The organism is Devosia alba (genome assembly GCF_039938915.1).
Taxonomy (GTDB): domain Bacteria; phylum Pseudomonadota; class Alphaproteobacteria; order Rhizobiales; family Devosiaceae; genus Devosia; species Devosia alba.
In genome coordinates this window covers 163768-182698 of record NZ_JBDUUI010000002.1, presented here as the reverse complement: position 1 = coordinate 182698, position 18931 = coordinate 163768, and the positions used below count along the sequence as shown (strand labels likewise).

The 18931-nt window shown below is 62.9% G+C and carries 18 protein-coding genes and 1 pseudogene; 3 read left to right on the top strand and 16 right to left on the bottom strand.

The features are described from left to right. Positions 1-69: 69 nt before the first annotated feature. The 10 genes and pseudogenes from ABFY71_RS03385 to htpX all read right to left on the bottom strand — a co-directional run bounded on the left by ABFY71_RS03385 (position 70) and on the right by htpX (position 11768). Positions 70-375 (bottom strand): hypothetical protein, encoded by a 306-nt coding sequence (locus tag ABFY71_RS03385; protein WP_305579387.1) that lies wholly within the window; start codon positions 373-375, stop codon positions 70-72. A gap of 179 nt (positions 376-554) precedes the next feature. Further along, positions 555-982 (bottom strand): annotated as a pseudogene (locus ABFY71_RS03380) (metallopeptidase family protein). Then, complete coding sequence (gene leuC, locus ABFY71_RS03375; protein WP_305579389.1) at positions 973-2379, bottom strand: 3-isopropylmalate dehydratase large subunit; 1407 nt, start codon at positions 2377-2379, stop codon at positions 973-975. Before leuC ends, ABFY71_RS03380 begins: the two are co-directional and overlap by 10 nt. An 89-nt stretch (positions 2380-2468) precedes the next feature. Beyond that, positions 2469-3824, bottom strand: coding sequence for a lipopolysaccharide biosynthesis protein (locus ABFY71_RS03370; RefSeq protein ID WP_347944683.1), 1356 nt, complete (start codon positions 3822-3824; stop codon positions 2469-2471). A gap of 122 nt (positions 3825-3946) precedes the next feature. Next, positions 3947-4912 (bottom strand): endonuclease/exonuclease/phosphatase family protein, encoded by a 966-nt coding sequence (locus tag ABFY71_RS03365; RefSeq protein WP_347944682.1) that lies wholly within the window; start codon positions 4910-4912, stop codon positions 3947-3949. Positions 4913-4986: 74 nt separating this feature from the next. Then, a complete protein-coding gene (locus ABFY71_RS03360; protein ID WP_347944681.1) occupies positions 4987-6054 on the bottom strand; it encodes a hypothetical protein in 1068 nt (355 codons plus the stop codon). A 59-nt stretch (positions 6055-6113) separates the two neighbouring features. Further along, positions 6114-7700, bottom strand: coding sequence for a bifunctional phosphoribosylaminoimidazolecarboxamide formyltransferase/IMP cyclohydrolase (gene purH, locus ABFY71_RS03355; protein ID WP_347944680.1), 1587 nt, complete (start codon positions 7698-7700; stop codon positions 6114-6116). A gap of 68 nt (positions 7701-7768) precedes the next feature. Then, positions 7769-9367 carry a heparinase II/III family protein gene (locus tag ABFY71_RS03350; RefSeq protein ID WP_347944679.1) on the bottom strand — a complete coding sequence of 533 codons (1599 nt, stop codon included), beginning with the start codon at positions 9365-9367 and terminating at the stop codon, positions 7769-7771. Positions 9368-9468: 101 nt separating this feature from the next. Next, positions 9469-10776, bottom strand: a complete 1308-nt coding sequence (locus ABFY71_RS03345; RefSeq protein WP_347944678.1) for an RsmB/NOP family class I SAM-dependent RNA methyltransferase — start codon at positions 10774-10776, stop codon at positions 9469-9471. 8 nt (positions 10777-10784) lie between these two features. Continuing rightward, positions 10785-11768: a zinc metalloprotease HtpX gene (gene htpX, locus ABFY71_RS03340; protein WP_347944677.1), complete on the bottom strand. Its 984-nt coding sequence runs from the start codon at positions 11766-11768 to the stop codon at positions 10785-10787. Between the two features lie 94 nt (positions 11769-11862). On the opposite strand from htpX, the gene ABFY71_RS03335 reads away from it, so the two are divergent. Next, a complete protein-coding gene (locus ABFY71_RS03335) occupies positions 11863-12066 on the top strand; it encodes a DUF1674 domain-containing protein (RefSeq protein ID WP_347944676.1) in 204 nt (67 codons plus the stop codon). Between the two features lie 6 nt (positions 12067-12072). Here ABFY71_RS03335 and ABFY71_RS03330 read toward each other — a convergent pair whose 3' ends face one another. The 6 genes from ABFY71_RS03330 to ccmA all read right to left on the bottom strand — a co-directional run bounded on the left by ABFY71_RS03330 (position 12073) and on the right by ccmA (position 15047). Further along, positions 12073-12231: a Flp family type IVb pilin gene (locus tag ABFY71_RS03330; RefSeq protein ID WP_305579398.1), complete on the bottom strand. Its 159-nt coding sequence runs from the start codon at positions 12229-12231 to the stop codon at positions 12073-12075. A 73-nt stretch (positions 12232-12304) separates the two neighbouring features. After that, positions 12305-12841 carry a DsbE family thiol:disulfide interchange protein gene (locus tag ABFY71_RS03325; RefSeq protein WP_347944675.1) on the bottom strand — a complete coding sequence of 179 codons (537 nt, stop codon included), beginning with the start codon at positions 12839-12841 and terminating at the stop codon, positions 12305-12307. Next, the gene (ccmD, locus tag ABFY71_RS03320; protein WP_347944674.1) at positions 12838-13011 is read right to left on the bottom strand and encodes a heme exporter protein CcmD; all 174 of its coding nucleotides are present in this window, start codon (positions 13009-13011) and stop codon (positions 12838-12840) included. Before ccmD ends, ABFY71_RS03325 begins: the two co-directional genes overlap by 4 nt. Next, on the bottom strand, positions 13008-13769 hold the full coding sequence (locus ABFY71_RS03315) for a heme ABC transporter permease (protein ID WP_347944673.1): 762 nt from the start codon (positions 13767-13769) through the stop codon (positions 13008-13010). The genes ccmD and ABFY71_RS03315 overlap by 4 nt, the downstream gene beginning before the upstream one ends. A 22-nt stretch (positions 13770-13791) precedes the next feature. Next, positions 13792-14445 carry a heme exporter protein CcmB gene (gene ccmB, locus ABFY71_RS03310; protein WP_347944672.1) on the bottom strand — a complete coding sequence of 218 codons (654 nt, stop codon included), beginning with the start codon at positions 14443-14445 and terminating at the stop codon, positions 13792-13794. Beyond that, a complete protein-coding gene (gene ccmA / locus ABFY71_RS03305; protein WP_431021507.1) occupies positions 14442-15047 on the bottom strand; it encodes a heme ABC exporter ATP-binding protein CcmA in 606 nt (201 codons plus the stop codon). The genes ccmB and ccmA overlap by 4 nt, the downstream gene beginning before the upstream one ends. A 195-nt stretch (positions 15048-15242) precedes the next feature. Here ccmA and acnA point away from each other — a divergent pair, with 195 nt between their 5' ends. Both acnA and ABFY71_RS03295 read left to right on the top strand, forming a co-directional pair. Beyond that, the gene (gene acnA / locus ABFY71_RS03300; protein ID WP_431021500.1) at positions 15243-17915 is read left to right on the top strand and encodes an aconitate hydratase AcnA; all 2673 of its coding nucleotides are present in this window, start codon (positions 15243-15245) and stop codon (positions 17913-17915) included. A 132-nt stretch (positions 17916-18047) separates the two neighbouring features. Then, complete coding sequence (locus ABFY71_RS03295) at positions 18048-18785, top strand: DUF1223 domain-containing protein (RefSeq protein ID WP_347944952.1); 738 nt, start codon at positions 18048-18050, stop codon at positions 18783-18785. Positions 18786-18931: the final 146 nt, after the last annotated feature.

The following is an 18931-nucleotide window of genomic DNA, read 5'->3' as shown; positions in this document are numbered from 1 at the left end:
AATCAAATCAGGCTTTAGCAAGCAGGCTCGGATCGCGGTGGGTCACCGCCTCCAGAGGGGTCAGGCGGTTCACTCGGGTGTCGCGAGCGAGTTGAGACCAGCTTCGTACAGGCGCATCGTGGCTTCGATGTCGGCGATATGCATGGACAGGCCCTGCTCGACAGCTTCTGCCTGACGACGAACCAGGTCGCGACGCGACAGCAGTTCAAAGCGTTCGCTTTCGAGTTCCTTGACCGCCAGGTCAATGCGGTCGCGGTGGGCGGCCAGGCGCTGGACCATTGGTGCGGTCTGCTTGGCAGCCTCCTGCATGACGGCCTCCATCTGCTCAATTTCGGGTTGCACAATCTTGAGATTGGTCTTGGCTCGGGTGGTCATTTGTTACTTTCCACAACATTGCAATTGCGCGCCGTCCTGCCTTCTTTCGAGGCCGCCGGGCGTCAACAGGCAGTCATAGAGGTATTGTGGGAAATCCCAATGTTTACCTGCTATTTACCTTAACAACAGCACGTGTGTACTGCGACAATTCAAGTAAAATTGAAACGAACTGGTCCCAATCAGGGGCTGTCAGCCTGCGCCTCAATGGCGTCCATGTCTTCGTCCGAGAAGCCGAAATGATGCCCAGCTCGTGCACCAGAACATGGGTCACCACGTCACCGAGCGTGTTGTCGTCATGCTCGGCCCAATAGTCTAGAATGGCCCGACGATAGAGAAAGACTGTGTTCGGCAATTGTCCGGTCTGCGGCATGGCGCCGTCTTGAGCCAGGCCAATGCCTGAAAACAGGCCCATCAGTTCAAACGGGCTCTCCATGCCGAATTCGGCCAGGATGTCGTCCTCGGCAAATTCGGCAACGGCGCAGGTCACATCGGCGGCAAGGGATTTGAAAGGCTCCGGCAAGTCGGCCAGGGCCTGACTTGCCAGCGCTTCAAGGTCGTCCAGGGTGGGCGCCAGCCGCGCGCCCCAGTCGGGGTGGCTTACTGCCACTCGCGGATGTCGACGAAGTGGCCAGTGACGGCTGCGGCGACGGCCATGGTGGGGGACACCAGATGGGTGCGGCCCTTGAAGCCCTGGCGGCCCTCGAAATTGCGGTTCGAGGTAGAGGCGCAGCGTTCATGCGGCTTGAGCTTGTCATCGTTCATGGCCAGGCACATCGAGCAGCCGGGCTCGCGCCAGTCAAAGCCGGCATCCTTGAAGATCCGGTCGAGGCCTTCGGCTTCAGCCTGCGCCTTGACCAGGCCCGAGCCGGGCACGACCATGGCGCTGACCGAGGCATGCACCTTCTTGCCGTCGAGCAGCTTGGCGGCGGCGCGCAGATCTTCGATGCGGCCATTGGTGCACGAGCCCAGGAACACCCGATCAACCGTGATGTCGGTGATCTTGGTGCCGGGCTTGAGACCCATATAGTCCAGCGCCCGCCATTTGGAGGCACGCTTGTTCTCGTCGGCGATATCGTCCGGGTTCGGCACGGTGCCGGTGACCGAGATGACGTCCTCGGGCGATGAGCCCCAGGAGACAATCGGCGGCAGTTTGGCGGCGTCCAGGATCACGACCTTGTCGTAGACGGCGCCTTCATCGGTATAGAGGGTCTTCCAATAGTCGAGCGCCATATCCCAGGCCTTGCCGGTAGGCGCGCGGTTGCGACCCTTGACGTAGTCATAGGTGGTCTGGTCAGGGGCAATCAGGCCGGCGCGGGCGCCGCCTTCAATGGTCATGTTGCAGACCGTCATGCGGCCTTCCATCGACAGGGCCTCGATAGCTTCGCCAGCGAACTCGATAACGTGGCCATTGCCGCCGGCAGTGCCGATCTCGCCGATGATGGCCAGGATGATATCTTTGGCAGTGACATGGGCCGGCAGCTTGCCGTCCACCCGCACCAGCATGTTCTTGGCCTTTTGCTGGATCAGCGTCTGGGTGGCCAGAACGTGTTCCACTTCCGAGGTGCCAATACCGTGCGCGAGCGCACCAAAGGCGCCATGGGTCGAGGTGTGGCTGTCGCCACAGACAATGGTCATGCCGGGCAGGGTGAAACCCTGCTCGGGGCCGACGATGTGGACGATGCCCTGGCGCCTGTCGAGCTCGTCGAAATATTCGACGCCGAACTCGCGCGCATTCTCGGCCAGGGTATCGACCTGCAGCTTGGATTCGGGATTGTCGATGCCGTGCGTGCGGTCTGAGGTGGGGACGTTGTGGTCAACCACCGCCAGGGTGCGCTCGGGGTGGCGCACCCGGCGCTTGTTGAGGCGCAGGCCTTCAAAGGCCTGCGGGCTGGTCACTTCGTGCACCAGATGCCGGTCGATATAGAGGAGGGACGTGCCATCCTCATTATTCTGGACCAGATGGTCGTCCCAGATCTTGTCGTAAAGCGTGCGAGCCTTGGTCATGGCAGGATTCCGGCAGGTAAAGTTTGGAGTGGTTCTAAGCCGCTGCGCCATGAGGGTCAAGCGTTAGCGTACTCTCGGGTACGGTTTGCTCAACCGGGCAGACGGTCGGTGGCGCTTCTGACGGTCAGAAAGCCGAGCAGGCTGGTATCAAGGCCGATGCGCAGGCGGCACCACAGCGCTATCGCCAATTGGGCGAGGATGCGGGCGCCCATATTGGCGGCAGCGGCGCCAACAATGCCATAGGCCGGGATGACCACGATCTGGACGAGGAAACCCAGCGCCATGATGGTCCCGAAAATCATGGCATAGGCCCGTTCATGGCCGGTCATCATCATGACGATCTTGGAGGGGCCGGTGGCCGCGTCAAACAACAGGCCCAGCGAGAGCAGCACCAGCACCAGCCAACCCTCGGCATAGGCGGGGCCAAAAAAGCTCAGGACCCAGTCGCCCCAGCCAAAAAAGGCGACGAAAACCAGCAGCGAGAAGGCGAACCCTGCCGCCGCGCCCATCGCCGTTATGGCCTGGGCCTTGCGCATTTCGCCGGCATGGAAATGCTGGGCGATCATGGGGGCGATCACCAGCTCGATGGCAAAGGTGAACAGGGTCATCAGACCGGCGGTGCGGAAGGCATTGAAGTACAGCCCGGAGCTTTCCAGGTTCAGCATCAGTCCGACCAGGATCACGTCAGCATTGAGGGCGGCGGTCTCGATGAGGGCGCCCAGCAGCAGCCAGCGACTAATGCCGCCCCATCGCTGCCAGTATTGACGGGTGACGCCGGCTACCGGGCTGAGCACATAATGCCGGCGCAGGGCATTCCAGAACTGCAGCGCCAGCATGCCCGCCAGCAGGGCCGCCGAAAGCACCAGGGCATCGGGGCCGCTCAGCACCACGCCGAGACCGAACAGCACCAGCACGCTGGCCGGCAGGGCAAGGCGCCACAGGATGTCGCGCGGCACCAGCGCGGTCCATAGCGAGCCCTGGGCGCGCAGGGCCGAGGAATTGTATTCGGCCAGTGCCATCGGCAGCACCAGAAAGGCGGCGCCATAGATGTGGTTGATGCTGCCCTGGCTGGGCAGGAACAGGTGCCAGAGATAGGCCAGCGCGCATACCGCCAGGGCGATGGCGATACTGGCCAGGATGGTCAGAACCGAGCCGGCCTGTGCGGCCCTGACGGCTGCAGGCTGGCGGCCGGCGACGGTCTCCTGCGACCAGACGCGCAGGATGGCGGTGGGCTGGCCGATCCCGGCAGCGATGGCCAGCACGGTGGCGAGCGCCAGACCAAAGGCAAAACGGCCGTATTCGTCGGCGCTCATGGTGCGTGAGAGCGCCACATAGGTGAGATAGGTCAAGCCGGCGGTCGCCACCTTGATGCCCAGCGAGCCGGCGGAGCGCCACAAACCAGTGTGCAGCAAGCTGGATAGATCGGAAGGAATGGTAAGCCGCATCGATTGCCTCAGGACCGCGCCGTCTGCGCGACCCCGATAATGTGACACGGCAAAGTCAAGAAGGGATTACCTTCCGCGGCGGCGGGGAGTTGCAATGCTGTAATCTGGCGCTGGTCCAGCGCCTAATCGAGATCGAATACGCTGGTCACCGGTTGATGATCAGAATGGGCGAAGCCAAGGTCGCGCGTGGCGACCGAAACGATGGAAACGTTGGGTGACACCAGGAACCCGTCAATGCTGGTGGTGTAGTTCTCACCGGCCACATAGGGTTTGTAGAGGGTGCGGACGCTGGGTGTTACGGCATCTGACGCGATCGTCCACCCAGCCGGCAGCGTGTCGCGCGGAAATGGGTGGATCCAGAACAGGTATTTTTCCGCGGTCGTGCTTGGCCAGGCTGGATCGGAAAGAACCATGTTCCAGTCGCCGCCGATAACGACATGGTTACCCTTGGCGAACTCGGCCTGGGCGAATGCCAGGACGGCGCTGATCTGGGCCTGCCTGGTGGTGCCCCCATCGTCAAACGCCGACAGGTGAATATTGCCGATGACCAACTGGCCGGGGCGCTCCGCCAGGGCGAAACGCGCCACCTGAATGGCATAGCGCCGTTTCAGAAATCCGAGCATGGCGCCCGGTTCGGGTGGCAGGGGCACTGTTTCAACGCTGAGTGGATTGTAGCGCGCCACCAACATGGTGCCGTGATCGAGCGCCAGCGGAAAAGGGATGAATCGGGTCGCGACGTCTGGCCGGTAAAAGACCTGCCAATCGGAGAACTGCGCGCTTACCTGGTCGCGAACGGGCGCCCAGTAGCTGAGCGGGCTCTTGCTGGAGACCTCCTGAAACAGCCGGATTTGAGCCTTGTCGTCCTTGATGGTCTGGACAATGCCTGCCAGGTTCTCATCCACCACGGACCGCGAGGGCGGCAGCAGCGCCTGGCCGCCATCAGCGATGAAATTGGATCCGGCGCCCAGTCCGGCATAACCGAGGTTCCATGTACTCAGCGTGATCTGGTTGCCAATGGCTGAAGGCAGGGTCGCCCGCGCAGTCGGGGTTGTCACGTCTGCGACAGGCTGCAAGTTGGAATTGATCACGTAAGCTCCGACCAAATAAAACGCCACGATGGCTGTCGCGGCCACGAAGGCAGTACGAATGGGTCTTTTCAAGGTCACTTGCTTGCCAGGTTGGACTTTTGATGCTGGCCACCCTTGTGGGACAACAGGCTCTGCAGGAAATAGCCGGCAACAGGGGTCACAAGGATCAGCCCCCCACGGCCAGTCGTCAGGGCAACCAGAAACCCGAATATGCCGCGCTGTCTGGACAGTTCCGCTATCAGCTCATGATAGCGCTGTGTGACGCTCCATGGCCCATCGTTCATGCGCGCCTCATAAAGCGCCAGCTGGCTCAGCAATTTGTCGACGAAGCCGATATGGAGCGTGAAGAATATCGTGCAGCCATAGATCAGGCTCAATGCCACCAGAATCGCGACGATAATCCTGAGGACATGCAGTGCTTCTTCGGCGAACACCTGGCGGATGCTCGTGCCATAGACAATGGAATAGGCCAGCATGACGCATAGCAACAGCATCAGCAGGCTGTTGACCTGATCGAGAATGTAGCCCTCCGCTACCCGCTGGGTACCGAACAGGACTTCAAACCTGGTCTGCAGGGTTTCACCGGCGACGTCTCCCATGCCCCCCAATTCCCGCAAGATCGCGTCGACCTTCAAGTTGACGAGCTGGAAGCGGTCAAAGTCGATGAAAATCTGATGGATGGTAATGGCAAAAATGGCGATGATCAGCAGCGAAATCGCCGCCCCATAGCCGATGTAAAAGCGGTAGCCCAGTGCAAACAGGCGAAGGTTTTGCTCGGTCTTCTTGATCCCGGGCCGGAAGCTGGCGCGCCGCACCTTTCGCACCGCAACGACGCTATACACGGCAACACCGACCACCACGATCAAGGCGACGACCACCGCATACAGCCAATTCAGACCAATCAAGTCGAGCAGATTGGCGTCAGGCGTCAGCACCAGAAGTATCAGCAGAATTGCCGCAATCAGCCCGAGATTGGCCAACTCGCCGACTTCGCCGCTGCTCAGGCTGGGGAGTGTCGGCAGCGTGGTGGCAAACTGTTTCGGCCACACCGGTGCGCCAAAACCGTAGGCCAGCTTGAAGCACAGCACCCCGAACAGACACAGGGCCGCGATTATGGCCAGATCATATCCAAAATTGGCCAAGCGCGTCCCCCCTGCTCAGGGTATCAGTTCACCCAGATTTGCCTCTGTACACAAGACCCCTAGTGCCGGAAGTGGCGCATCCCGGTCATCACCATGGCGATGCCGGCCGCGTCGGCGGCGGCAATCACCTCGTCATCGCGCATCGAACCGCCCGGCTGGATCACGGCAGTGGCGCCGGCGGCGACCAGAGCTTCGAGCCCGTCGGCAAACGGGAAAAAGGCATCCGAGGCGGCCACGGAACCGGCCGTCAGGGCGCCTTCGATGCCCGCGGCCCTGGCGGCGTCGATGGACTTGCGGTGGGCGGTGAGGGCGGAATCGACCCTGGACATCTGGCCGGCGCCGATGCCGACGGTCGCACCGGCTTTGACATAGACGATGGCATTGGACTTGACGTGCTTGGCAACCTTGGCGGCGAGGCGCAGATCGGCCATTTCGGCTGCGGTCGGGGCCCGCTTGGTCACGATCTTGAGGTCGCAATCGTCGACATTGCGATTGTCGCGCGATTGCACCAGCAACCCGCCCGCAACCGATTTCACGGTAAGGCCATCGGCCTTGGCATCGGCCAGGCCGCCGGTGAGCAGCAGGCGCAGGTTTTTCTTGGCGGCGATGATGTCCTGCGCCTCCTGGGTGGCGGACGGCGCAACGATCACCTCGGTGAAGACCTTGACGATTTCGGTGGCGGTGGCAGCGTCGATCTGGCGGTTGGTGGCCACAATGCCGCCAAAGGCCGAAACCGGGTCGGTGCGCAGCGCCTTGGTGTAGGCGCTCAACAAATCGCCGGCGACAGCGACGCCGCAGGGATTGGCATGCTTGATGATGGCGACGGCCGCTACCTCCGCCGCATCGAACTCGCTGACCAGTTCAAAGGCGGCATCGGTATCGTTGATATTGTTGTAGCTCAGGGTCTTGCCCTGCAGCTGGGTGGCGGTGGCGACGCCGGGCCGGTCTTCGCCATTGGCGTAAAAACCGGCCCATTGATGGGGGTTTTCGCCATAGCGCATCACTTCGCGCAGGGTGCCCGCGAAGCTGCGATAGGGAATTTCGGGATAGTCGATGGCTTTGGCAAACCAGGTCGAGATAGCGCTGTCATAGGCTGCCGTGCGGGCATAGGCCTTGGCCGCGAGCCGCTGGCGCATGGCGAAGGGGACGCCACCGGTTTCGGTGATGGCGGAAAGAATGGCGGGATAATCGGCCGGATCCACCACGACAGTGACAAAGGCGTGGTTCTTGGCCGCCGAGCGGACTATGGCCGGGCCACCAATATCGATGTTCTCAATGATGTCATCGTAACCGGCGCCCGAGGCGACGGTCTTTTCGAAGGGATAGAGATTGACCGCCACCAGATCGATGGCGTCGATGCCATGCTCGGCCATGGAGGCGACGTGGTCGGGCTTGCCGCGCACCGCGAGCAGACCGCCATGCACCTTGGGGTGCAGGGTCTTGACCCGGCCATCCATCATTTCGGGGAAGCCGGTGAGGTCGGCGATTTCGCGCACCGGCAGGCCGGCGTCCATGATCAATTTGTGGGTACCGCCGGTGGAGACCAGCTCGACGCCCGCCGCGCTCAACCCGCGGGCAAAATCGGCCATGCCGGATTTATCAAATACCGAAAGCAGTGCCCGACCGACCTTGACCGTCTTGCCCATGAGGTGTGTGCCCTAATTGTGATGAATTTGCGCGCTCGCTAGCACGAAGCGGGACGAACGCCAACCGGCTATTGCTGTTCGAGCGTGAAGATCCAGGCGATCTCGTTGCCCGCAACCACATTGGTTTCGAGCACCAATTGCCGGGTCTTGTGCAGGCCGACATAGGCCGATTGGCGAACGCTTTCTTCCTCGCGGCAGGTCGCGCCCTCCCAGAGAAAGTTCCAGACCGCGCCATTGGGCAGGACCAGGCGGACCATGCCTTCGGCATGATGGCGCTGCAGCTGCACGCCAGGCGCCAGGTGGAACCGCACTGCCAGCAGGCCCGAGGCCTTGCCGTGGCCGATCATCCGGTCCTGACCGACCAGCGTGGTGCCGCCCGAAAGCAGGGTGATGCGACGCTCAAGATCAATACCGAACCGCTTGGCGTAGCCGGGACTGGTCAGGGTCAGCAATTGGTCGGCCGGCGTCAGGGCCATAATGGTGGGCGGCAGGCTGGCGGCGTCTTCGGCATTGATTGTGGGGGCAGAGTGCGCGACGCCCTGCTGGAACAAGGCCTTGCTGGCGGCCAGATCGGCGGGTGCGGGTCCGCAACTGCCCAGGATCAACTCGCTGCCATGGGAGAATTCAAAGGCCAGGGTGCTGGCATGGGCATTGCGGGCAAATTCGGGTGGCGGCCGCCGTCCGGAATCGGCGATCACGACGGCATCGCCGGCGCGCAGAATGCCATAGCCACCCAGCAGCTTGGAGCGCCGTTGATGACCGGGTGTATTGGCCTGGATGGCGATCAGCACGTCATGGGGCAAGTGGCCGCCGCCGTTGAAATAGGCCGGCTCGCCGCTCGACAGCGTCAGCGCGTCCAGGCTGTCGTGCATGCGTTCAATCTGTGCCACCAGTTCATTGGAGGCTTCGGTCTTGAGCTGGGCGGCAATGCGGCGAATACTGACCAGCTCCACCAGCAGCTGCAATTGCAGCTTGGGATTGCGGGAGCGATGCAGGCCATCGTTATCGAGCTGGCTGGCCAGAATGCGGTTCAGGCGTTCGACCCGCAGCGCAATATCGGCCTTGTCGCCCAGTTCACAATATTCGGCGCCGAGCAGGGCAATGGCGGCAAACAGGGCATCGGTGGGATCTGCGGCCAGCAGCCCGCGCACCCGCAGGCTCTGGATCTGGGTCCCCAGCACGCGCTGGATGGTCTTGGCCTGTTCGGGGGTAGCGCCGTCGAGCAGCAGGGGCAGATGGCGCAACCAGTTGAGCACGCGCTGGGCCGTCAGGCCGGGTGCCCAGGTGGCGCGTGCAAAGCGGCCTTCCCGTCCGATCCAGTCCAGCACCAGCGTGCGGGCGAAATAGCGTTCACCGGGGTCGCGAATATCGCGAAAATGGCGCAACCAGGAGAAGCCGTGCAGGTTGAACCACCAATCGGCGTGGTCAACGTCGAGGCCGAAGGGCGAGGCACCGTGGGTTTCCATCAGCTTGCTGGCCAGCACGTAGCGACCGGCCATCATGTCGCGCACGGCTTCGCGGTCAGCGGGACGGAATTCATGCAATTCATCAGCAAAGGCGTCATCGGCCAGGCCGCGCCAGGTCCAGCGCAGAATGGGCAGGGTCACTATCGTATCGGCCAGCCCGCAGGCGAAGCGCCGCGCGGCGAAACCAAGCCGAGACGCCATTGTGTTACCAGCGTCCGCCGCGGCCAAGACCTGCGTCGTTGTTTGTCTGCCCGTCAATAACCAGTTCCTAGTTTGGCGCCTTCCCCCTCAGCGCCCGTCGATCACCCTATCTCACTACGGCGAAAGCGTGCCACGAAGAAGCCGTCCATACCGCCGGATCGTCCACCGGGCATCATGCCGGGATGGGTCCGCACCAATCCCCGAGGCGATACGGCGGACTCCAGTCCGGGCAATTCTTCGCTGGTCACGGGCCAAAGCTCAAGACCGGGCAGGGCTTGGAGTGCCCAATCGACCTGCTCCTCGCCCTCGGCTGGTTCAAGTGAACAGACGCAATAGATAAGAACCCCGCCCTGATCCAGGCAACGCGCTGCGTTGGTCAGCAGGGACCGCTGCAGCCGCACGCGCCCGGCCACGTCGCCCACCGAGCGATGCCAGATCACCTCAGGATGGCGGCGGAAGGTGCCGGTCGCCGAGCAGGGGGCGTCGAGCAGGACGCCCTTGAACGGCGTCTCAGGCGTGAAACTACCCGCGTCGGCGACGATGGTTTCGGCGGCATAGTGCAGGCGCTCAAGATTCTCCTTGAGGCGCTCCATGCGCTTGGTGTCGGCATCAAGGGCGGTCACGGCATAGCCGGCCTTGACCAGTTGGGCGGTCTTGCCGCCAGGGGCAGCGCAGAGGTCCAGGACGCGCGCACCGGGTTCCAGGCCCAGCAGCCGTGCGGGAATGGAGGACGCAGCGTCCTGCACCCACCAGCGACCCTCGGCAAAGCCGGGCAGGGCCTCAACCGGGCGGTCGCGCTGCTCAATCCGCACGGTATCGGCCATCACGGGCTCGGCGCCCAAGGCATCGATCAGTTCGGGATCATTGTCCTTGAGTGTCAGATCGAGGGCGGCGCCGGCCAGAAGGGCGTCGGAAAAGCCATCAATGGCCTCTTCGCCATAGGCTTCGAGCCAGGTGTCCCCGAAAGTATCGGGAATCAGCAGATCGTCGCTGAGCATGCCGAACTTGGCCGAATTGGCCTGGGCATTGCGCAGCACGGCATTCATCAGGCCGGACAAATGGCGGGCCTTGGGGTCGCGCTTGGTGGCCTCCACGGCCAGAAACAGCGCGCTGTGGGCGCCCAGATCGGGCAGAAAGACCAATTGCGCCAGGCTCAGGCGCAGCACAGCTTCAAAGGTGCCGGATTTGCCCGGCATGCCCTTGTCGAGCAGGGCATGAATCATGAAATTGAGCTGACCCTGCCGGCGCAGGGCGGTGGTGATCAGGCGATTGGCCAGCGCGCGATCACGTCCGTCGACGAGGTCGGTGGCCCCGAGCGGCACGAAATTGTCGCCCGCCAGCACGGATTTCAGCCGCTGGGCGGCAACGAGGCGGAGCTTGAGCCCAGCCGGTTCAGGTTTGTACGCCACGCCTAATTCTATCCCCAGGGACCGGGTTGTCCGCCATCCTCATCGGTTCGTCCGACGGTCGGCACGCGCCAGCCACCACCCGTATCGCGACCAGTGCTGGTCGGGGCAGGGCGAGGCTGAGGCCTGCGGCCCTTATCGTCCACATGGGCGGAAGCTGCAAGCTTGCGCAGTGCCTCAATGCGATTGCCGGTGTCGGGGTGGGTGGAGAACAGATTGTCCATGCGCTGCCCCGAGAGGGGATTGATGATGTACATATGCGCCATGGCCGGATTGCGCTCGGCCGCCATATTGATCCGCTGCCCGGCCAGGGCGGCGATCTTTTGCAGGGCCGAGGCCAGCGCCAGCGGATCGCTGGAAATCTCGGCGCCGATGCGGTCGGCTTCATATTCGCGGGTGCGGCTGACCGCCATTTGCACCATCATGGCCGCAACGGGGGCCAGGAACACCATCAGCAAGGCCCCGATGCCGCCCAGCGGATTGTCGCGATTATTGCCGCCGCCAAAGAACAGGCCAAACTGGGCCAGCGCCGAAATGGCGCCGGCAAAGGTGGCCGTGATGGTCATGGTCAGGGTATCGCGATTGCGGATATGGGCCAGTTCGTGGGCGACCACGGCGGCCACTTCGCGGGTTTCGAGATGCTTGAGCAGGCCTGCCGAGACCGCGACCACGGCGTTTTGCGGGTTGCGGCCTGTGGCGAAGGCATTGGGCTGGTCGGACTGGATCAGATAGACCGCCGGGGTGGGAATCCCCGCCTTGCGGGCGAGAATGTCGACCATGTCATAGAGCTCGGGCACGCGGCTTCGCTCAATGGGCACGGCGTTCTGCATGCGCAGCACCAGCTTGTCGGCGTTCCAGTAGCTGAACAGATTGGTCGCCAGGGCAAAGACCAGGGCGATCATCATGCCGCCGCTGCCGCCGATAAAATAGCCGACCACCATGAACAGGGCTGTCAGGCCCGCCAGGAGGACGAAAGTGCGCAGCGTATTGAACATCAGCAGCTCTTGGGTTCGAGGTCTTGCGCATCTATGTTGGGTCGGACTGGCTCGGCTGCAAGCGGCATGAGCAAAACGCAGGATGGATATGACCATGAGCGATGACAAATCTGTGGCCGAAGCGCCACGCCCCCCCCTGAGCCCTGCGGCAAAGCGCGCCCTGGCGGAGGCAGAGGCCCGCCGTCAGGCCATCGACGCCAGGAACGTCGCGACGCAAGATGAGCAGGGTGGACGGGGTGGTCTTGAACCGGGGCGCTACGGCGACTGGGAAATCAAGGGGCTGACCAGCGACTTCTAGCGAAGCTCAGTTCTGGCGCGAATTGCCGATCAGGTCGTGGATGTTGTAGCCAGCGGCCGACACCACCATGGTCGCGGCGACCACGACAATGGCCGCGATCAGGCCATACTCCACCGGGGTGATACCGGTCTCATCGCGGGCAAATTTCTGGATCACGCTCAACATGGTACGCTTTCAACACAACAACTATGCCGACAGTGTGGCGTTGGCTGGCTGAACCCAGGCTGAACGGGGTTGTTCAGTCGCCGGCCTTGGCGATGGCGGGGAGCAGCTCGGTCTCGAAAGTCTCGGGCGTGAGCGGGCCGACATGCTTGAACGTGATGATGCCATCGGCATCGACCACGAATGTCTCGGGCACCCCGTAGACACCCCAGTCAATCGAAACGCGCCGATCGCGATCGGCGCCAACGGCATCGTACGGGTTGCCCAGCTCGGCCAGGAAAGCGCGGGCATTTTCGGGGGCATCGTTCTGGTTGATGCCGAGCAGGCGCACCTCGGCAACATCCCTCAGGGTCATCAGCAGGGGGTGTTCGTCACGGCAGGGAATGCACCAGCTGGCAAAGACATTGACCACGCTGACCTGACCCTTGAGCGTATCGGTGTCAAAGCCGGGCACGCCGAGCCCGGGCACGGCGGCCAGAGCGAAACTGGGGGCGGGCTTGTCGATCAGCACGGACCGGACGAGTCCAGGATCGCGATTGATCGAGAAGGCAAAGACCGAGACCAGCGCGATCAGCGCCAGCAGCGGCAGACCAAACAACACATAGCGCATCATACGGTTGACTCCGGGGTACGCCGAGGCGCCTTGCGGGCCTCAAGCGCAGCCAGTTTTCGGGCGGTGGCGCGGGCGTCGAGCAGCGTCCAGCCAATCAGGCCAAACACGCCAAGCGCAACGCCGAAATAGGCCCAGATGATGAAGATGGCGTGGGGTCCGAGATCGATCATGCGGCGGCTCCCTGTGCCAGTTTGCGCTGCAGGGTCATGACGCGGCGGCGTTTGATCTCGGTGTGCATCGCCTTGAGATGGAGCACCAGGAACAGCAAAGTGAAGGCGAAAAACATCATGAATAGCGGCGTCAGGATGGAGCCGGGCATGGTTGGTCCATCGGGCCGGAACACGCTGGCGGGCTGGTGCAGCGTGCTCCACCAATCGACCGAGAACTTGATGATGGGGATGTTGATGGCCCCGACCAGGGTGAAGACGGCAATCACCCGCGCCGCGCGCAGCTGATCGTCAAAGGCGCGCCAGAGCGCAATGATGCCCAGATAGATGAACAGCAGCACGAGGGTCGAGGTCATGCGGCCGTCCCATTCCCAGAACGTGCCCCAGGTAGGGCGGCCCCACAGGGCGCCGGTGAACAGGGCCAGCGCGGTGAACAAGGCGCCCAGCGGGGCAGCGGCTTTCATCGACACATCGGCCAGGGGGTGACGCCAGACCAGCGTGCCCAGGGCTGACACGGCCATCATCGCGTAGACGAACTGGCTGAGCCAAGCGTTGGGCACGTGGACATACATGATGCGGACCGTGTCGCCCATCTGGTAATCCTGGGGCGAATTGAAAAAGGAGAACCACAGGCCCAGGGCAAACAGCGCCGCAGTCAGGATCGTGAGCGGCCAGAGCAGGGGTGCACTCCAGGCGACGAACTGCCCCGGATGGGCAATCCGCTGCCACCAGGCCTGTGGGCGCGTCGTATCATTGCTCATGGGGGCGTCACCTGGGTCATCTTCAGTCTTCGGCCGAACGTATCGCAAACGCAGCAACAAAGGGAGCCAGGGCCACGGCCATGAGGCTCAATGCCGCAAGAAACAGCGCTGCCGCCCCCGATTGGGGAGAGGTGATGGCGCCAACCCCGAAGATCAACACTGGCACCGACAGCGGCGCAATCAGGATGGGCGCGATCAGGCCGCCGTGCCGGATGGGGACCGTCACGGCGGCACCGATGGCGCCAAACGCCGCCAGGGCCGGGGTTCCCAGGCTCAGTGAGATCAGGGTGCGCCAGAATGAAGCCAGATCCATGGCCAGCAGCAGGGCAAGGATCGGGCTGGCCAGCAGCAGCGGCAGGGCCGTGACCAGCCAGTGGGCGATCAATTTTGCGGCAATGGCGGCGCTCAGCGGCAATTCGGCGTGCCGTAGCAGGATCAGCGAGCCATCCTCATGGTCGGGGCGAAACAGGCGTTCGAGCCCGAGCAGCATCGCCAGAAAGGCGGCAATCCAGACGATGCCGGGGGCAATGGAGGCCAGCAGGGTCTGGTCGGGGCCGACGGCAAAGGGAACGATGGCCCCGACAATCACGAAAAACAGCATCAGGGTCAGCACATCGCCGCCGCCGCGCAAGGCGAGGCGCAGTTCGCGCTGCAGCATGGCCAGGAACGCGCTCATGGCGCGCGCGCCAGGAGTAATGTGCTCAGGCTGCTCGGGTCGGGCAGGCTGATCGGGTCGTGCGTGGCGGCAATGGCCAGACCACCGCGCGCCAGATGGTTGGCGAGCAGGCGCGTCACCAGTTGATGGCCCGGCTCGTCGAGCGCGGCGGTCGGTTCATCAAGCAGCCAGAGCGGGCGCAGGCTGACCAGCAGCCGGGCCAGGGCGAGACGGCGCGACTGGCCGGCCGAGAGGTAGCCTGCGTCCAGCCCGTCGAGGTCGCCGAGGCCGACTTGGCCCAGCGCGGCCTGGGGTGTCATGCCGGTCGGTCCATTGACTTTGGCCCAGAAGGTCAGGTTTTCCAGGACGCTCAGCCGGGGTTTGCTGGCGTTGCGGTGGCCGCAATAGTGCAGCAGGGGCAGCTCGGCGCCGGCGTCGGGGGGACCGAAGCGGCCGGAAAATGGCGCGATGATGCCGGCCAGCGTCAGCAATAGCGTGGACTTGCCGGCACCATTGGGGCCGCGCAGCAACAGGGTCTGGCCATTGCGCAGGGAAAAGTCGAGCTGGTCGGTCAGCAGCATGCCGCCGCGGCCACAGCTCAGGCCGGTCGCGCGCAGGTGGATCGGGGGATAGACTTGCTGATCGGTCATGGCCCCTTCTCGTATTGAACGAAAGGTCGGGCTGGCAAGCCCAATCGTCTTTCTCTATAAGCCGTTGTAGATTGGAGTCATTCCAGGAAGGGCGGCGCTATTGAGTGGATTCGGGGAGCTTTCCTGAACCCGAGCGCCTGCCGCAACACGAGATGACGGGCGGACATAGTGACCTCAAAAAACAGCTTCAAGTCGAAATCGACCCTGGTGGTCGGCGGCAAAACCTACACCTATTACTCGATCGTGGAAGCCGAGAAGAACGGCCTGGCGGGCGTTTCCAGCCTGCCCCACTCGATGAAGGTGGTGCTCGAAAACCTGCTGCGGTTCGAAGATGATCGCACCGTGACCAAGGCCGATATCGAGGCTGTTGCCACCTGGCTGAAGACGCGGACCTCGGAGCAGGAAATTTCCTATCGTCCCGCCCGTGTGCTGATGCAGGACTTTACCGGCGTGCCGGCCGTGGTGGACCTGGCCGCGATGCGCGACGCGACGGCCAAGCTCGGCGCCGATCCGCAGAAGATCAATCCACTGGTGCCGGTCGATCTGGTCATCGATCACTCGGTGATGGTGGACAGCTTTGGTACGCCGCAGTCGTTCGGGCAGAATGTCGAGCTCGAATATGAGCGCAATGGCGAACGCTATGAGTTCCTGCGCTGGGGTCAGTCGGCCTTTGACAATTTCCGCGTGGTGCCCCCCGGCACCGGCATCTGCCATCAGGTGAACCTGGAATATCTGGCGCAGACCGTGTGGACCAAGGAAGAGAACGGCGAGACCGTCGCCTATCCCGACACGCTGGTGGGCACCGATTCGCACACCACCATGGTCAATGGTCTGGCCGTGCTGGGCTGGGGCGTGGGCGGCATCGAGGCAGAGGCCGCCATGCTGGGCCAGCCGATCACCATGATGATCCCCGAGGTTGTCGGCTTCAAGATGACCGGCAAGATCAATGAAGGCATCACCGCGACCGATCTGGTGCTGACCGTCACTGAAATGCTGCGCAAGAAGGGCGTGGTCGGCAAGTTTGTCGAGTTCTACGGCCCCGGCCTTGATTATCTCAGTCTCGAAGATCAGGCGACGATCGCCAATATGGCGCCCGAATATGGCGCCACCTGCGGCTATTTCCCGGTCGATGCCGATACGCTGAAATATCTGAGCACATCGGGTCGCGATGCCGACCGCGTGGCGCTGGTGGAAGCCTATTCCAAGGCGCAGGGCATGTTCCGCGAGACCACTTCGGCCGATCCGGTCTTCACCTCGACCATCGAACTCGACCTGACCACTGTGGTGCCCTCGATCTCGGGCCCCAAGCGCCCGCAGGACCGGATCGCGCTCGACAATGCCAAGCCGGCCTTTGCCGCAGCTTTGCCCAAGGAATTCGGCAAGACCGACAATCCCAAGATTGCCGTTGAGGGCACTGACTACGCCATTGGTCACGGTGATGTGGTGATCGCCGCCATTACCTCGTGCACCAATACCTCCAATCCATCGGTGCTGGTGGCAGCGGGTCTGGTGGCGCGCAAGGCGCGGGCGCTGGGTCTGGACTCCAAGCCATGGGTGAAAACCTCGCTGGCGCCCGGCTCGCAGGTCGTCACCGATTATCTCGATAGCGCCGGGCTTTCGGCCGATCTTGACGCCATCGGTTTCAACCTGGTCGGCTATGGCTGCACCACCTGTATCGGCAATTCCGGCCCGCTGCCGGCGCCCATCGCCAAGGCGGTGCAGGAGGGCGATCTGGTTGCCGCTTCGGTGCTTTCGGGCAACCGCAACTTTGAAGGCCGTGTTAACCCGGACGTGAAGGCCAACTATCTGGCGTCCCCGCCGCTGGTGGTGGCCTATGCCATTGCCGGGTCGATGAATATCGACATCACAAGGGACCCGATTGGTACCTCCAAGGATGGCCGGCCGGTTTACCTCAAGGACATCTGGCCCTCCAATCACGAGGTTGCCGAGATCGTGCGCACGCATGTGACCAAGGAAATGTTCCAGGGCCGCTATTCGGACGTCTTCAAGGGCGACGAAAACTGGCAGGGCATTTCGGTGGATGGCGGCGAGACCTACCGCTGGAACGCCAGCTCGACCTATGTACAGAACCCGCCCTATTTCGAGGGCATGACGATGGACCCCAAGCCCATCACCAATGTCGCCAATGCCAAGGTGCTGGCGCTGTTCCTCGATTCGATCACGACCGACCACATTTCACCGGCGGGCTCGTTCAAGTCGACGACACCGGCTGGCAGATATCTGGAAAGCCATCAGGTCGCACCCAGGGACTTCAACTCCTATGGCGCGCGTCGCGGCAACCATGAAGTGATGATGCGCGGCACGTTCGCCAATATCCGCATCAAGAACCAGATGCTGCCCGGCGTTGAAGGTGGCTACACCAAGGGCCCGGACGGCTCGCAGATGGCGATCTATGATGCCGCCATGGCCTATCAGGCCGCCGGCACGCCACTGGTGGTGTTTGCCGGCAAGGAATACGGCACCGGTTCAAGCCGTGACTGGGCGGCGAAGGGCACCAATCTGCTGGGTGTCCGCGCCGTGATCGCCCAGTCGTTCGAGCGGATTCACCGCTCCAATCTGGTTGGCATGGGCGTTATCCCGCTGCAGTTCAAGGATGGCGAGAGCTGGCAGTCGCTCGGGCTTGATGGCACTGAGACCGTGGACATTGAGGGTGTGACCGAGATCGCGCCGCGCGCCATGGTCACCGTCAAGATCACCCGTGCCGATGGCTCGGTGCTCAATATCGAAACCCGCTGCCGCATCGATACCGCCAACGAGCTCGACTACTACAAGCATGGCGGCATTCTGCACTACGTGCTGCGTAGCCTGGTCGCTGCCTAGGCGCGCCAAGCCACCTGAATTGACAATGGCGGCCCTCTGGGCCGCCATTTTTATTGGGGACAGCAGATGGTTTTGAGCTCTCACCCTCTTTTGACTGGCGGGGGCGGGTGGCGGCGGACTACAACCGTGGCCATGAGACTTGCAAGCTGGCTGACCACCCTTAGTGCCATTGTTGTTCTGAGCGCGCTGGCCCAGCCAGCTGCGGCTGATGGCGTAAGCCTGCGGCCCAAGGCGGTGGTCGAGTTGTTCACCAGCCAGGGCTGCTCATCGTGTCCGCCTGCCGACGCGCTGTTGACCAGCCTGGCTGATCAGGGCGACGTGCTGGCACTGGCCTATCACGTTGATTATTGGGATTATGCGGGCTGGAAGGACACGTTCGGCGCGGCTGACTATTCGGACCGCCAGCGTGCCTATGCCCAGAGCTGGGGCTCATCGCGCATCTATACGCCGCAAATGGTGGTCAACGGCACCAAGGGCGTGGTCGGATCGCGGCGCCCGGACGTATATCGGGCGATTGATCGGGCCCAGCTGCCGCTGCACATCGACGTCACCGAAGTCGGCGACATGCTCAGGATCGCCATTCCGGCCGATACCACGCTGAAAGATGCGGTGGTCTGGCTGGTGACCTATTCGGACCGGGCCGATGTCACTATCGAACGGGGCAATAATGCCGGCAAGACCATGGTCTACACCCAGATCGTTACCGGCAGGCAGGTGCTGGGGCTGTGGGAATGCGCCACGGGTGCCGATATCAAGCTGCCGATCCCGGAAGTGCTGGCGGACAAAAGCACCGGCATTGCAGTGATTGTACAGCAGGAGAACGACGGCCTGCCCGGGCCAATTCTGGGTGCTGCCGCCTTCGAGCGCTGAACTCCCCACCAGCAGCAACGAAAAACCCCGTCCTTGGGGGCAAGGACGGGGATCAGTCGGGTCAACTCAATTTGAGAAGCTGGCACCCGGGCTTCAAGGTTTGGGGGCTCATTCGGCCCGGGCGCCAACCACTGGAGGCAATGGTC